Source organism: Pseudomonas sp. B611 (genome assembly GCF_055407965.1).
The window spans coordinates 624,308-640,005 of sequence record NZ_JBUZST010000001.1 but is presented as its reverse complement, the minus strand read 5'-3'; the positions used below and the strand labels follow the sequence as shown (position 1 = coordinate 640,005).

At 58.9% G+C, this 15,698-nt stretch carries 13 protein-coding genes; 2 read left to right on the top strand and 11 right to left on the bottom strand.

Annotation, left to right across the window (positions count from 1 at the left end; all coding sequences use genetic code 11):
• Positions 1-81 precede the first annotated feature (81 nt).
• The 11 genes from lpxD to rpsB form a co-directional block, all read right to left on the bottom strand.
• Positions 82-1,137 carry a UDP-3-O-(3-hydroxymyristoyl)glucosamine N-acyltransferase gene (gene lpxD, locus ACZRMO_RS03005; protein WP_463971855.1) on the bottom strand — a complete coding sequence of 352 codons (1,056 nt, stop codon included), beginning with the start codon at positions 1,135-1,137 and terminating at the stop codon, positions 82-84.
• A gap of 3 nt (positions 1,138-1,140) precedes the next feature.
• Positions 1,141-1,644, bottom strand: a complete 504-nt coding sequence (locus tag ACZRMO_RS03000) for an OmpH/Skp family outer membrane protein (protein ID WP_003172279.1) — start codon at positions 1,642-1,644, stop codon at positions 1,141-1,143.
• Positions 1,645-1,689: 45 nt separating this feature from the next.
• Complete coding sequence (gene bamA / locus ACZRMO_RS02995; RefSeq protein WP_124526028.1) at positions 1,690-4,077, bottom strand: outer membrane protein assembly factor BamA; 2,388 nt, start codon at positions 4,075-4,077, stop codon at positions 1,690-1,692.
• Between the two features lie 74 nt (positions 4,078-4,151).
• Positions 4,152-5,504 (bottom strand): sigma E protease regulator RseP, encoded by a 1,353-nt coding sequence (gene rseP, locus ACZRMO_RS02990; protein ID WP_017739114.1) that lies wholly within the window; start codon positions 5,502-5,504, stop codon positions 4,152-4,154.
• A 53-nt stretch (positions 5,505-5,557) separates the two neighbouring features.
• Positions 5,558-6,748, bottom strand: coding sequence for a 1-deoxy-D-xylulose-5-phosphate reductoisomerase (gene ispC, locus ACZRMO_RS02985; protein ID WP_463971854.1), 1,191 nt, complete (start codon positions 6,746-6,748; stop codon positions 5,558-5,560).
• Positions 6,745-7,551, bottom strand: a complete 807-nt coding sequence (locus ACZRMO_RS02980) for a phosphatidate cytidylyltransferase (protein WP_124526031.1) — start codon at positions 7,549-7,551, stop codon at positions 6,745-6,747. Before ACZRMO_RS02980 ends, ispC begins: the two co-directional genes overlap by 4 nt.
• Positions 7,552-8,307: a polyprenyl diphosphate synthase gene (uppS, locus tag ACZRMO_RS02975; RefSeq protein WP_016974405.1), complete on the bottom strand. Its 756-nt coding sequence runs from the start codon at positions 8,305-8,307 to the stop codon at positions 7,552-7,554.
• 17 nt (positions 8,308-8,324) lie between these two features.
• Complete coding sequence (frr, locus tag ACZRMO_RS02970) at positions 8,325-8,882, bottom strand: ribosome recycling factor (RefSeq protein ID WP_124526032.1); 558 nt, start codon at positions 8,880-8,882, stop codon at positions 8,325-8,327.
• Positions 8,879-9,622 (bottom strand): UMP kinase, encoded by a 744-nt coding sequence (gene pyrH, locus ACZRMO_RS02965; RefSeq protein ID WP_003189161.1) that lies wholly within the window; start codon positions 9,620-9,622, stop codon positions 8,879-8,881. The genes frr and pyrH overlap by 4 nt, the downstream gene beginning before the upstream one ends.
• A 209-nt stretch (positions 9,623-9,831) precedes the next feature.
• Positions 9,832-10,695, bottom strand: coding sequence for a translation elongation factor Ts (gene tsf, locus ACZRMO_RS02960; RefSeq protein WP_017739118.1), 864 nt, complete (start codon positions 10,693-10,695; stop codon positions 9,832-9,834).
• A gap of 192 nt (positions 10,696-10,887) precedes the next feature.
• Complete coding sequence (gene rpsB / locus ACZRMO_RS02955) at positions 10,888-11,625, bottom strand: 30S ribosomal protein S2 (RefSeq protein WP_003189158.1); 738 nt, start codon at positions 11,623-11,625, stop codon at positions 10,888-10,890.
• Positions 11,626-12,012: 387 nt separating this feature from the next.
• Between rpsB and map the strand changes: the two genes are divergently transcribed.
• The gene (gene map / locus ACZRMO_RS02950; RefSeq protein WP_012722594.1) at positions 12,013-12,795 is read left to right on the top strand and encodes a type I methionyl aminopeptidase; all 783 of its coding nucleotides are present in this window, start codon (positions 12,013-12,015) and stop codon (positions 12,793-12,795) included.
• A gap of 65 nt (positions 12,796-12,860) precedes the next feature.
• Entirely contained in the window at positions 12,861-15,563 is a 2,703-nt protein-coding gene (locus ACZRMO_RS02945; protein ID WP_448184431.1) for a [protein-PII] uridylyltransferase, read from the top strand.
• Positions 15,564-15,698: the final 135 nt, after the last annotated feature.

The window sequence follows — 15,698 nt, the reverse complement described above, 5'->3', positions numbered from 1 at the left end:
GGGGGCGGACTAAAAGCACGCCCCGCTAGCAAATCAAGGAGGCAAGTCTAGCGGCTGTGCACACTTGATATGGAAATGGTATCAGCCTTCTGATGAAGCATTACCGCCAGGGGTCACGTCACCCACACGCTTTTCCAGCTGTTTGAGACGTCGAGCCATGTCATCCAGGTGCCTCAAGCGTGCTGCACTTTTGCGCCATTCAGCTGCGGGCTGCATGGCCGTACCGGAAGAATAGGCACCTGGCTCGGTAATCGAGTGGGTCACCATGGTCATGCCGGTGATGAAGACGTTGTCACAAATTTCGATGTGGCCTACCAGCCCAACGCCACCAGCCAGCATGCAATGCTTGCCGATCTTGGTGCTGCCGGAAATACCCACACAGGCAGCCATGGCGGTGTGATCGCCAATCTGTACGTTGTGGGCGATCTGGATCTGGTTGTCGAGCTTCACGCCATTGCCGATCACGGTATCGGCCAAGGCCCCGCGGTCAACAGCGGTGTTCACGCCAATTTCCACATCGTCGCCGATCAACACACCGCCGACCTGGGCGATCTTGTTCCAGATGCCTTTCGAGTTGGCAAAGCCAAAGCCTTCCCCACCGATCACGGCACCCGACTGAATCACCACACGCTCGCCAATACGCACATCGTGGTACAGGGTCACGCGGGGAGCCAGCCAACCGCCGACGCCGATTTCACAGCGTGCACCAATAAAGCAATGCGCACCGACCGTGACACCCGCCGCAATGCGTGCACCGCTCTCGATCACCGCAAAGGCGCCAATGCTGGCCGCAGGATCAACCTGGGCATCATCGGCGATGACCGCAGACGGATGGATACCGGCGACAGCCTTGGGTTTTGGATCAAACAGGTGCGACGCGCGCGCGTAGGCCAGGTACGGGTCAGCCACCACCAGCGCATCCCCGGTAAACCCTTCGGCGTCAGCGGCTTTCAGCAACACGGCTGCGGCTTGGCTGTCGACGAGGTATTTACGGTATTGAGGATTTGCGAGGAAGCTCAACTGAGCTGGGCCAGCCTCCTGCAAGGTGGCTAGCCCAGTGATTTCTTTCTCCGGGGAGCCGCGCAAGGCGGCCCCCAGGAACTCGGCCAACTCGCCGAGTTTAATAGTCGCGGTCATGGCTTACTTCAGCTGGTTCATGCGCTCGATCACCTGACGGGTGATGTCGTATTGAGGCTTGACGTCGATCACGGCGCCACGCTCGAACACCAGGTCAAAGGCACCTTTCTTGATGACTTCTTCCACGGCGCTGTCGAGTTTCGGCTTCAGCTGCTTGAGCATTTCACGGTCAGCAACAGCCTTGGCTTCGTTCAGCTCCTTGGACTGGAACTGGTAGTCACGGGCCTTTTGCTTGAATTCAAGCTCCAGACGCTCGCGCTCGCCTTGCTGCATCTTGTCGCCACCGGCTACCAGACGATCCTGGATGCCCTTGGCGCTGCTTTCCAGGGTCTTGAGCTTGGTCAGTTGCGGACCGAATTTCTTCTCGGCATCCACGGCGTACTTCTTCGCCGCATCGGATTCCAGCAGAGCCATCTGATAGTTCAGGACGGCGATTTTCATCTCGGCGAAGGCCGGGGTGGTTACCAGCACGGTGGCCAGCAGAACCAATTGAGTCAACTTACGCACGATGTACTCCTACAGAATCCGTTGTCGTTATCTTGGGTCAGACGCTTAGAACGTCTGGCCGAGGGAGAATTGGAAAATCTGGGTTTCAGCGTTATCCGGTTTCTTGATCGGCATGGCCAGAGCAAAGCTCAATGGGCCAAGCGCGGTCACCCAAGTCACACCCACACCCACGGAGCTGGCGAGGTTGCTGAGGCTCACGTCGTTGCACTGAGTGTTGGACTTCACGCCGCTAGGGTTGCGGATCTGCTCGCACTTGGAGTCAAACACGTTACCCACGTCCCAGAATACCGAAGTACGCAGGGAACGCTGATCCTTGACGAATGGCAGCGGGAACAAGATCTCGGCACCACCCTGGATCAACACGTTACCACCGAATGGCAGCGGGTCGTTGTCGGAGTCAGCTACGGTGCCCTGGTTACCGGTTATACCAACGCCACGGCTTGGCGTACCACGTGGACCGAGGGTGCTGTCCTTGAAGCCACGTACGGAGTTGAAACCACCCGCATAGTAGTTCTCGTAGAACGGCAGACCATTGGTCGAACCATAACCGTCGCCATAACCCAGCTCAGTGTGCAGGCGCATGGTGTAGTTGTCGCTCAACGGCTGGAACAGCTGGCCGCGATAATCAAGCTTGAAGAACGACAGGTCGCTGCCCGGCGTGGTGGCTTCCAGGGTCAGGCTCTGGGAGTGGCCACGGGTTGCCAGTACGCCTTTGTTCAAGGTGGACTCGGACCAGCCGGCCGAAGCCTTGAAGTTCAGGAACTTGTCGCCTTCGGTACGCACGAAGTTGAAGATTTCGTCCACGGTGTACACACCGGTCTTGATCTCATCCTGTTGCGCGGTCAGGCCGAAGGTCAGACGCGAGGTCTCACTGATCGGGTAACCAATGTTCACGCCAGCACCCAGGCTGTCGATCGCATAGCTTGCAACGTCAACGTCGAGATCTTTGTAGTCGGTGGTGCGATAGAAGGCGTTGTAGCCCAGGCTCACGCCATCAGCAGTCCAGTAGGGGTCGACATAACCGAAGTTATAGCGGCTCTGGTATTCGCTGCGGGTCAGGCCGATGGAAACCTTGTTACCGGTACCGAGGAAGTTGTTCTGGGTAATCGAGCCACCGAGGATCAGGCCGGCACTTTGTGCGAAGCCGACGCTGGCGGTGATCGAACCCGACGCTTGTTCTTCTACGGCGTAGTTCACGTCAACCTGGTCATCCACACCCGGTACGGCCGGGGTTTCGACGTTCACTTCCTTAAAGAAGCCCAGGCGCTCAAGACGGGTCTTGGACTGGTCGATCAGGTAGGTCGAAGCCCAGCCACCTTCCATCTGGCGCATTTCACGGCGCAGCACTTCGTCCGCAGACTTGGTGTTGCCACGGAAGTTGATGCGGTTTACATAGGCACGCTTGCCTGGGTCGACGACAAAGGTGATGTCCACGGTGTGGTCATCGTCGTGCGGAGTCGGCACGCCATTGACGTTGGCGAAGGTATAGCCTTCGTTACCCAGGCGACGGGTGATCAGTTCGGAGGTGGTGGTCATCAGCTTGCGCGAGAACACCTGGTCCTTCTGCACCAGCAGCAGGGCCTTGACCTGATCTTCAGGAACCTTGAGGTCACCGCTGAGTTTCACGTCACGAACCTTGTATTTCTCGCCTTCGTTGACGTTGACGGTGATGTAGACGTGTTTCTTGTCCGGGGTGATGGATACCTGGGTGGAGGCAATATCCATGTTGATATAGCCACGGTCCAGGTAGTAGGAACGCAGGCGCTCCAGGTCACCGGAGAGTTTTTCACGGGCGTACTTGTCGTCGTTCTTGAAGAACGACAACCAGTTGGTGGTCTTCAGCTCGAACAGATCGATCAGGTCGTCATCAGCGAACTTGGTGTTGCCCACCACGTTGATGTGCTGAATGGCCGCCACGGTGCCTTCGTTGATGTTGACCTTGAGGCCGACACGGTTACGAGGCTGTGGGATCACTTCGGTTTCCACGGACGCCGAGTAGCGGCCCTGGGCAACGTACTGGCGTTGCAGTTCGTTACGCACACCCTCAAGGGTGGCGCGTTGGAAGATCTCGCCCTCGGCCAGGCCGGATTGCTTGAGACCCTTCATCAGGTCTTCAGTAGAGATCGCCTTGTTGCCTTCGATCTCGATACTGGCGACGGAAGGTCGCTCAACCACGGTGATGACGAGGACGTTGCCTTCGCGACCCAGTTGGATATCTTGAAAGAAACCGGTTTTGAACAGCGCACGAGTGGATTCCACCAGGCGACGATCATCAGCCTGTTCCCCGACGTTCAACGGCAGCGCACCAAAGACGCTACCCGCGGAAACCCGCTGGAGGCCGTTGACGCGAATATCGGAGATGGTGAAGGACTCGGCGTGAACTTCGGCGATCATCAATACGGTGAGAACCGCAGTTAGCAGCAGACGTTTCATGAAGTCCTTTCTTATTCCAACTGGCAATAAACAAACTGCCGCAAAATGCGGCAGATTCGCAATTCAGCGAAGCGTTACAGACGTCCCAGATCGTTGACCAGAGCTAACAACATCACCCCGACCACCAAACTGATACCGATCTGTATCCCCCAACCCTGCACCCGATCCGACAAGGGGCGACCACGCACCCACTCGACCAGATAAAACAACAGATGCCCCCCATCCAATACTGGAATGGGCAGCAAATTCAGAACACCCAGGCTAATACTCAGATAAGCCAGGAAATTCAGGAAATCTGCGACACCCGACTGGGCAGAAGCGCCCGCCACTTTAGCAATGGTTATCGGTCCACTCAAGTTTTTTACCGAGAGCTCGCCGAACAACATTTTCTTCAGGGATTCGAGGGTCAGCACACTCATGGTCCAGGTACGTTTCGCACCCTCGCCAATCGCCTCCAAAGGCCCGAAGCTGACCTCGCGCAGCATGGAGGGCGGCCACTCCGGACTCTTCACCCCGGCACCGAGGTAACCCCCGGCCGCCTTGGCCTCCCCACGCAACGACAGGGTTACGGGGACGTCGATTTGAGCACCTTCACGTTCGACTTTCAGCACAATTTTGGTATCAGGGCGTACACGCACCAGGTCGACCACTTGCTGCCAGTCGCCCAGCGCCTGACCATCCAGGGCCAACAGGCGATCGCCGGTCTTCAGGCCGGCAGCCTGGGCCGGACCTTTCGGATCCAGCTCGGCGAGCACTGGCGGCAAGCTTGGACGCCAGATACGAATGCCCAGTGACTTGATCGGATCAGGCTCATCAGCACCCTGCAACCAGCGATCAAGCACCAGTTCACGCGGGGTCTCGGCAGTCGAGTCCTGCTCACGGACCACTACCTTGACGGTACCGCTCTCGCCAAGGCGTCGCACCAACTGCAGGTTGACCGCCCCCCAACCGGTGGTCGGCTCGCCATCAATTGCAACAATTTCCTGGCCTGCGGCCAACCCAGCCTTGGCGGCAATGCTATCGGCTTCGACCGCGCCGATGACCGGGCGCACCTGCTCGCTGCCCAACATGGCCAAGACCCAGAAAAAAAACATCGCCAACAGGAAGTTGGCGATCGGCCCGGCAGCAACGATGGCAATTCGCTGACGAACGGTCTTGCGATTGAAGGATTGGTCCAACTGATCGGCCGGCACTTCGCCTTCGCGCTCATCGAGCATCTTGACGTAGCCACCCAACGGGATCGCCGCGATCACGAATTCGGTGCCCTGGCGGTCGTGCCAGCGCAACAACGGCATGCCGAAACCAACGGAAAAGCGCAGTACCTTGACGCCGCAACGACGCGCGACCCAGAAATGGCCGAATTCGTGGAAGGTAACCAACACACCCAGAGCAACCAGGGTGCCGACAATCATGTAGAGCGCACTCATCTAATTTCTCCGCATTCCAATCCAGTGCCTGAAGGCTCAAACCCACCCAAAGGCTAACGCGCGTTGCGGTTCAACCATTGCTCGGCCAGGGCCCGGGCCTTTGTATCGGCCTCGAACACTGCCGCCAAATCATTTACCGCGACCACAGGCTCAAGGCCCAGGACGTCCTCGATGATACTCGCGATCTGCGGAAAGCGGATGCGCCCTTCGAGAAACGCCGCCACCGCCACTTCATTCGCCGCATTGAGCATCGCCGGCGCACTGTTGCCCGCCTCTGCCGCTTGCCGCGCGAGGCGCAGGCAAGGAAACCGTTGCTCGTCCGGCGCTTCGAAGTCCAGGCGGGCCACCGCAAACAGGTCCAACGGCGCCACGCCAGAATCAATCCGCTCAGGCCAGGCCAGGGCGTTGGCGATCGGCGTGCGCATATCGGGGTTGCCCAATTGCGCCAAAACCGAACCATCCACGTAGTCGACGAGGGAATGAATCACACTTTGGGGGTGAATCACCACCTCGACCTGATCAGGCCGTGCATCAAACAGCCAGCACGCCTCGATCAGCTCCAAGCCTTTATTCATCATGCTCGCCGAATCCACAGAGATCTTGCGCCCCATGGACCAGTTTGGATGGGCACACGCCTGGTCAGGCGAGACATGCTCCAACTCGGCCAATGGAGTCTGCCGAAACGGACCACCGGACGCCGTCAGAAGAATCCGGCGCACGCCCACCTGGCTCAAGCCTCGGGCGAAATCACCCGGCATGCACTGGAAGATCGCATTGTGCTCGCTGTCGAGCGGCAGCAACACGGCGCCGCTCTTGCGCACCGCCTGCATAAAGAGGGTGCCGGACATCACCAGCGCCTCTTTATTGGCCAGCAAAATCTTCTTGCCCGCATCGACAGCCGCCAGGGTCGGGCGCAGGCCCGCAGCACCGACAATGGCCGCCACGACGGTATCTACCTCGGCATCCGCCGAGACCTGGCACAACCCCTCTTCCCCCACCAGCACCTGGGTCGCCAGGCCAGCAGCCCGCAGATCATCCTGCAAGCCTCGCGCAGCGGCTGCCTCAGGCACCACGGCAAAGCGCGGCGCATGGCGCACACACAGGGCCAGCAACTCGCTCAGGCGCGAGTAGCCGGTCAGGGCAAACACTTGATAGCGTTCAGGATGACGAGCGATCACATCCAGGGTGCTCAGGCCGACCGAGCCAGTAGCGCCCAGCACGGTCACTTGTTGCAAGCGGCTCACGACGCGATCATCCACAGCAGCACGGCAAAGATCGGAATCGCGGCCGTCAGGCTGTCGATGCGGTCCAGCACGCCACCGTGACCCGGCAGCAGGTTGCTGCTGTCCTTGATCCCGGCCTGGCGCTTGAACATGCTTTCGGTGAGGTCACCCACCACCGAGATAAATACGACAATGGCTGTGCCCAGCAGGCCGAGGAAAATCTCTTTCACCGACCAGTCGCGCACAAGCCCGACAACCAACGTGATCACCAAGGTCAACGCCAAGCCGCCATACACACCTTCCCAGCTCTTGCCCGGGCTGACAGCCGGCGCCAGCTTGCGCTTGCCGAACGCCCGACCGGAGAAGTAGGCGCCGATATCAGCCCCCCACACCAGCACCATCACGGCCAGGATCAACTCGTTACCAATGGGGTAGCGCTTGATCTCCACCAGCCCTTGCCAAGCCGGCAGCAGGATCAACAAGCCAATTACCAGCTTGCAGGCAACGCTGGACCATTGGCTGCTGGTACGCGGAAAAGTCAGCACCAGGAAGGTTGCCAACGCCCACCACAATACTGCCGCCCCCAGCACCCAAGGCGCGATGTCCGGCAGGATGTACATCAGGAACAACAACAGCGCCACGACAGCGGCGTACGTCACGCGCGGCAACTGGCTGGTGAACCCCGCCAGGCGCGCCCACTCCCAGGCCCCAAGGGTCACGACCAGGCCGATAAACAGCGCAAAGCTGGAACCGTCGAGCAGGAAAAACCCGCACAGGGCAATCGGCAGCAGGATCAGTGCTGTGATGATTCGTTGTTTAAGCATTTAAACCCGGGCTCCAGCTTCGATCTGCTCGCTTGTTTTACCAAAGCGACGCTGACGGGAAGCGAAATCGGCCAGCGCATTGCGCATGGCATCGTGTTTGAAGTCCGGCCAGAACAGGTCGGAGAAGTACAGCTCGGTATAGGCCAACTGCCACAACAGGAAGTTGCTGATGCGGTGCTCGCCCCCGGTGCGGATGCACAAGTCCGGCAACGGCAGATCACCGGTCACCAGGCAGGTTTGCAACAATTCGGGCGTGATGTCGTCCGGGCGCAGATGACCGGCCTGCACTTCGCGGGCGAGCCGCTGTGCCGCCTGGGCGATGTCCCACTGGCCGCCGTAGTTGGCTGCAATCTGCAACACAAAACGGTTGGCACCTGCGGTAATGGCCTCAGCCTCGCGCATGGCCGCCTGCAGCTCTGGATGGAACCGTGAACGGTCACCGATGATTCGCAGGCTGATATTGTTGTCGTTAAGGCGCTTGGCCTCACGACGCAGGGCCTTGAAGAACAGATCCATCAAGGCACTGACTTCTTCGGCAGGGCGCTGCCAGTTTTCACTGGAGAAGGCAAAGAGGGTCAGAACCTCGACCTTGGCCTCGGCGCACACCTCAATCACAGCCCGCACCGCATCGACACCCGCTTTATGCCCGGCAACACCCGGCATAAAGCGTTTCTTCGCCCAGCGATTATTCCCATCCATGATGATCGCGACATGGCGCGGCACCACAGAGGGTACAGTCTGCTTGGTCTTTTCCATGAAGGCGTCCTGACCCCTTATACGGCCATCAGGTCCTTTTCTTTTTCTTCGGTGGCCTTGGTGATCTGAGCCTCGGCATCCTTGGTCAGCTTGTCGATATCGGCGACGGCACGGCGCTCTTCGTCTTCGCTGATTTCCTTGTCCTTGACCAGCTTCTTCAGATCACCCAGTGCGTCGCGACGGATGTTGCGAACAGCAACACGTGCGTCTTCAGCGGCACTGCGCGCCTGCTTGGTGAAGCCCTTGCGGGTTTCTTCAGTCAGGGCAGGCATGGAGATCAGCAACAACTCGCCCAGGTTGGTCGGGTTGAGGTTCAGGCCGGCACTCTGGATGGCCTTGTCGACCGCGCCGAGCATGTTGCGCTCAAAGGCTACGACTTGCAGGGTGCGCGAGTCTTTAACGGTAATGTTGGCAACGCTGCTGATCGGCGTATCGGAACCGTAGTACGGCACCATCACGCTGCCCAGGATGCTCGGGTGCGCCTTGCCGGTACGAATCTGGCCGAACGCGTGGTTCAGGGATTCCAGGGATTTCTGCATACGCGCCTGGGCGTCTTTCTTGATTTCGTTGATCATTGTTGGCCTTCCTCGATCAGAGTCCCTTCAGCGCCGCCGTGTACGATATTCAGCAGGGCGCCGGGCTTGTTCATGTTAAATACGCGCAGCGGCATCTTGTGGTCGCGGCACAGGCAGATTGCCGTCAGGTCCATCACACCCAGCTTGCGATCCAGCACTTCATCGTAGGTCAGATGATCGAACTTCTCGGCATGCGGGTCTTTGAATGGGTCAGCAGTGTATACACCATCAACCTTGGTTGCCTTGAGCACCACATCAGCATCGATTTCGATAGCGCGCAGGCACGCAGCCGAATCGGTGGTGAAGAACGGGTTACCCGTGCCGGCAGCGAAGATCACCACTTCTTTCGAATTCAGGTGGCGCATGGCTTTGCGGCGATCATAGTGATCGGTCACGCCCACCATGGAAATAGCCGACATCACGATAGCCGAGATATTGGCACGCTCCAGGGCGTCACGCATGGCCAAGGCGTTCATCACAGTGGCCAGCATGCCCATATGGTCGCCAGTCACCCGATCCATACCGGCCGCACTCAGTGCCGCGCCGCGGAACAGGTTACCGCCACCAATCACCAGGCCAACCTGCACGCCGATGCCGACCAGTTGGCCGACTTCCAGCGCCATGCGGTCGAGTACCTTGGGATCGATCCCGAACTCTTCCGAGCCCATCAGGGCCTCGCCGCTAAGCTTGAGTAGAATGCGTTTATAGCGAGCCTGATAACCACTGCCCTGCTGAGCCATTGCGAATCTCTCCTGCGGCGTATTTTAAAAATTCTTGGCGAGCCGTTTACGGCTTGCGTTCACTCTAGCTGGACGCTCTCACAGCGCCATCGGAACACGGCTTTGTAAGCCAGTTCCGAAGGGAAACCAAATAAAATTGGCCTTCCCATTTGAAAAGAGGCTGCGCGCGTGAGCGGGCAGCCTCTTTCGGGCGACAGTTGAAAACTGTCTTATTGCTTGGCGGCAGCCAGCTGGGCAGCAACTTCTTCAGCGAAGTTGTCGACCGGCTTCTCGATGCCTTCGCCTACTTTGAAGTAAGTGAAGGAAACGATTTCAGCACCGGCTTTCTTAGCCAGTTCGCCAACCTTGATTTCAGGGTTCTTGACGAACGCCTGCTCAACCAGGCTTGCTTCAGCCAGGAACTTGCTGATACGGCCTTTGACCATGTTCTCAACAATGTTTTCTGGCTTGCCTTTGATTTTTTCTTCGTTCAGCTGCAGGAACACAGCTTTTTCACGCTCGATCGCTTCGGCAGAAACTTCCGAAGGCAGCAGGAACTCAGGGTTGCTGGCCGCTACGTGCATAGCGATGTCTTTGGCCAGTTCAACGTTGCCGCCTTTCAGGACAACTGCAACACCGATCTTGTTGCCGTGCAGGTAACCACCAACAACATCACCTTCAACGCGAACCAGGCGACGGATGTTGACGTTTTCGCCAACCTTGCCGACCAGTACCAGGCGAGCAGCTTCTTGAGCTTCGATCAGAGGCTCAACGGTAGTCAGCTTGTCAGCGAATGCTTTTTCAACGCTGGCAGCTACGAACGCCTTGAAGTCGTCCTGCAGAGCCAGGAAGTCGGTCTGCGAGTTCACTTCCAGCAGAACAGCGGATTTGCCGTCTTCTTTCAGAGCGATCGCGCCTTCAGCAGCTACGTTGCCTGCTTTCTTGGCAGCCTTGATGGCGCCGGAAGCACGCATGTCATCAATGGCTTTTTCGATGTCGCCGTCAGCCTTTTCCAGGGCTTTCTTGCAATCCATCATGCCTTCGCCGGTACGCTCACGCAGTTCTTTAACCAACGCTGCAGTAATTGCTGCCATTTTCAAATTCCTCTTGGATAGGTTTTCAACCATTCCACCCGATTGAACGGGGGATCAATTCTTCCCGAATCACCCTTGTAGGCCGCTGCACGTTACAGATGATGTAGCTGCGCTGCCGACAAATGGTTTTCGAGGTGGCAAAAAGGGGGCCAAGCCCCCTTTTTGCTTACTGAGTCAACGCCAGGGCGTCAATTACTCAGCGGCTGCTACCGGAGCTTCTTCAACGAACTGCTCGGTACCGCCAGCAACGTGGTTGCGACCACGGATTACAGCGTCAGCCATCGAACCCATGTACAGCTGGATAGCGCGGATTGCGTCATCGTTGCCTGGGATGATGTAGTCAACGCCTTCTGGGCTGCTGTTGGTATCGACTACGCCGATAACAGGGATGCCCAGCTTGTTGGCTTCGGTGATCGCGATGCGCTCGTGATCAACGTCGATAACGAACAGTGCGTCAGGCAGACCGCCCATATCCTTGATACCACCCAGGGAACGATCGAGCTTTTCCAGGTCACGGGAGCGCATCAGCGCTTCTTTCTTGGTCAGCTTGGCGAAAGTACCGTCTTCGGCTTGCACTTCAAGGTCACGCAGACGCTTGATGGAAGCACGGATGGTTTTGAAGTTGGTCAGCATGCCGCCCAACCAGCGGTGATCGACGTACGGCGAACCGCAACGTGCTGCTTCTTCAGCAACGATCTTGCCAGCGGAACGCTTGGTGCCGACGAACAGAATCTTGTTTTTGCCCTGGGCCAGGCGCTCTACGAAAGTCAGAGCTTCGTTGAACATTGGCAGGGTTTTTTCAAGGTTGATGATGTGGATCTTGTTACGTGCGCCGAAAATGTATTTACCCATTTTCGGGTTCCAGTAACGGGTCTGGTGACCGAAGTGCACACCGGCCTTCAGCATATCGCGCATGTTGACTTGGGACATGATAGTTCCTTAATAAGTCGGGTTTGGCCTCCACGTATCCCAATGACCAACCAGCGGCATCAAGGCCTCCGGCACCCAGGTCATCGTGTCGACACGTGTGTGGATTTAAGCTTCACGGGGTATCCCCGGAAAGCGGCGCATTTTATACCACAGCATCCGCAAAAACGAAACCCGCAATCGCATTTACCACCCACCACGTTTACGCAACCCCTTGAATAGAGCCAACATCACCCTACCTTATAGAGAGAAGCGATCGTCAGGGGCTCATGATTTGCCGCCCACGTCTGCTAGAATCGCGTTTTTTGGGGCTTGTGCGAATTCTGTAACCTTTTGTCGCACGCCCGTGAACCGTATTGATTTCAGCGCGTCGCGCTAGAGAGAGCCTGTATGACCGTTAGTTTGAAAACCGCCGAAGACATTGCTGGCATGCGCATCGCCGGCAAACTGGCTGCCGACGTGCTGGAAATGATTGCCGAGCACGTCAAGCCCGGCGTCACCACCGAAACCCTCAACCAGATCTGCCACGACTATATCGTCAACGTGCAGGGCGCCATCCCTGCGCCGCTGAACTACAAGGGCTTCCCCAAGTCGATCTGCACCTCGGTCAACCACGTGGTCTGCCACGGCATTCCGGGCGACAAGCCGTTGAAGGACGGCGACACCCTGAACATCGACGTCACCGTGATCAAGGACCGCTACTTCGGCGACACCAGCCGCATGTTCCACGTCGGCACCGTGCCGGTCTGGGCCGAGCGCCTGTCCCAGGTGACCCAGGAATGCATGTACAAGGCCATCGAGATCGTCAAGCCTGGCTGCCGCCTCGGTGACATCGGTGAAGTGATCCAGAAGCATGCGGAAAAGAACGGCTTCTCCGTAGTCCGCGAATTCTGCGGCCACGGCATCGGTACCGTGTTCCACGAAGAACCGCAGATCCTGCACTACGGCCGCGCCGGCACCGGCATGGAACTGAAAGCCGGCATGACCTTTACCATCGAGCCGATGATCAACCAGGGCAAAGCCGACACCAAGGTGCTGGGCGATGGCTGGACCGCTATCACCAAGGACCGCAAGCTTTCGGCCCAATGGGAACACACCCTGCTGGTCACCGAAACCGGCTACGAGATCTTCACCCTGCGCGCCGACGACACGATCCCACGCGTTTCGGCCTAAAGCTTGCTTTGGTTTTCCCATGTAGTGTTGTTGCTGACTGAATAGATAGAAAGGAAAACCGATCGATGCCCCAGGTGGATCCCGAACTCTTCGACCGTGGCCAGTTCCAGGCCGAACTGGCCCTGAAGGCGAGCCCCATCGCCGCCTTCAAGAAGGCGATCCGCCAGGCCCGCGAGGTGCTCGATGAGCGCTTTCGCAGCGGCCGCGACATCCGCCGACTGATCGAGGACCGCGCCTGGTTCGTCGACAACATCCTGCAAAAGGCCTGGGAACAGTTCAACTGGAGCGAAGACGCCGATATCGCCCTGGTGGCCGTCGGCGGCTACGGCCGTGGTGAACTGCACCCCTACTCCGACATCGACCTGCTGATCCTGCTGGACAGCGCCGATCATGAGATCTTTCGCGATTCCATCGAGCGCTTTCTCACCTTGCTGTGGGACATCGGCCTGGAAGTCGGCCAGAGCGTACGCTCGGTGGACGAATGCGCCGAAGAAGCCCGCGCCGACCTCACCGTCATCACCAACCTGATGGAAAGCCGCACCATTGCTGGCCCCGAGCGCCTGCGCCAGCGCATGCTCGAAGTCACCAGCACTGCGCACATGTGGCCGAGCAAGGACTTCTTCCTGGCCAAGCGTGCCGAGCAGAAGGCCCGCCATCACAAGTACAACGACACCGAATACAACCTGGAACCCAACGTCAAAGGCTCACCGGGCGGGCTGCGGGACATCCAGACGATCTTGTGGGTCGCCCGTCGCCAGTACGGCACCCTGAACCTGCGCGCCCTGGCTGGCGAAGGCTTCTTGGTGGAGAGCGAAAACGCCCTGCTGGCCTCCTCCCAGGAATTCATCTGGAAAGTGCGCTACGCCCTGCACATGCTCGCCGGGCGCGCCGAAGACCGCCTGCTGTTCGACCATCAACGCTCCATCGCCACCCTCCTGGGCTTTGAAGGCGAAGATGCGAAAACCAGCATTGAAAGCTTCATGCAGCAGTACTACCGGGTGGTCATGAGCATTGCCCAGCTCAGCGACCTGATCATCCAGCACTTCGAAGAGGTGATCCTGGCCCCCGAAGACGAAGCGCCGCCGCAACCGATCAACGCGCGCTTCCAGTTGCACGACGGCTATATCGAGGCGCGCAACGACAACGTGTTCCGCCGCACGCCGTTCGCCATGCTGGAAATCTTCGTGCTGATGGCCCAACAGCCGGAAATCAAAGGCGTGCGCGCCGACACCATCCGCCTGCTGCGGGAACACCGGCACCTGATCGATGACGAATTCCGCAACGACATCCGCAACACCAGCCTGTTCATCGAGCTGTTCAAGTGCAAGATCGGCATCCACCGCAACCTGCGCCGGATGAACCGCTACGGCATCCTTGGGCGCTACCTGCCGGAGTTCGGTTTTATCGTCGGGCAGATGCAGCACGACCTGTTCCACATCTACACCGTGGACGCCCACACCCTGAACCTGATCAAGCACCTGCGTAAGTTGCAGTACACCCAGGTGTCAGAGAAATTCCCGCTGGCCAGCAAGCTTATGGCCAAGCTGCCCAAGCCCGAGCTGATCTACCTGGCCGGCCTGTACCACGACATCGGCAAGGGCCGGCATGGCGATCATTCGGAAGTGGGTGCGGTCGATGCCGAAGCGTTCTGCCAGCGCCACCAGTTGCCGCTGTGGGACAGCCGCCTGATCGTCTGGCTGGTGCAGAACCACCTGGTGATGTCCACCACCGCCCAGCGCAAGGACTTGTCCGACCCGCAGGTGATCCACGACTTTGCCGGAATAGTCGGCGACGAAACCCGCCTCGACTACCTGTACGTGCTGACCGTCTCCGACATCAACGCCACCAACCCGACGCTGTGGAACTCGTGGCGCGCCAGCCTGTTGCGCCAGCTCTACACCGAGACCAAGCGCGCCCTGCGCCGTGGCCTGGAAAACCCGGTGGACCGCGAAGAACAGATCCGCCGCACCCAAAGCGCCGCCCTGGATATCCTCGTGCGCGGCGGCAACGACCCGGACGACGTCGAGCAACTGTGGTCGCAACTGGGTGACGATTATTTCCTGCGCCACACCGCCGGCGATGTCGCCTGGCACAGCGACGCGATCCTGCAACAACCCGCCGATGGCGGCCCGCTGGTACTGATCAAGGAAACCACCCAGCGCGAATTCGAAGGCGGCACGCAGATCTTCATCTACGCGCCCGACCAGCACGATTTCTTCGCCGTGACCGTGGCGGCCATGGACCAGCTCAACCTGAACATCCACGACGCCCGGGTCATCACCTCCAGCAGCCAGTTCACCCTCGACACCTATATCGTGCTCGACACCGAAGGCGAGTCGATCGGCGATAACCCGGCGCGGGTGAAGAAGATCCGCGAGGGCCTGACCGAGGCCCTGCGCAACCCTGACGACTACCCGACCATCATCCAGCGCCGGGTGCCGCGCCAGCTCAAACACTTTGCGTTTGCGCCGCAGGTGACCATCTCCAACGACGCCCAGCGCCCGGTGACCGTGCTGGAACTCAGCGCGCCGGATCGCCCAGGCCTGCTGGCGCGCATCGGCGGGATCTTCCTGGAATTCGACCTGTCGCTGCAGAACGCCAAGATTGCGACCCTCGGCGAGCGCGTGGAAGACGTGTTCTTCATCACCGACGCCGACAACCAGCCGCTGTCCGACCCTGAGCTGTGCCTGCGCTTGCAGGAAGCCATCGTCCAGCAGTTGAGCGTGACCCAGGAACCCGGCGTCGAACTGACACGCCTGACCATTTGAATTGTTAACTGTGTGAACACGATCCCTGTGGGAGCTGGCTTGCCTGCGATGGCATCGCCGCGGTGTAGCGGGCAGACCGCGTTGCCTGCATCGCAGGCAAGCCAGCTCCCACAAGGTCCGAGTACACCGTGATAG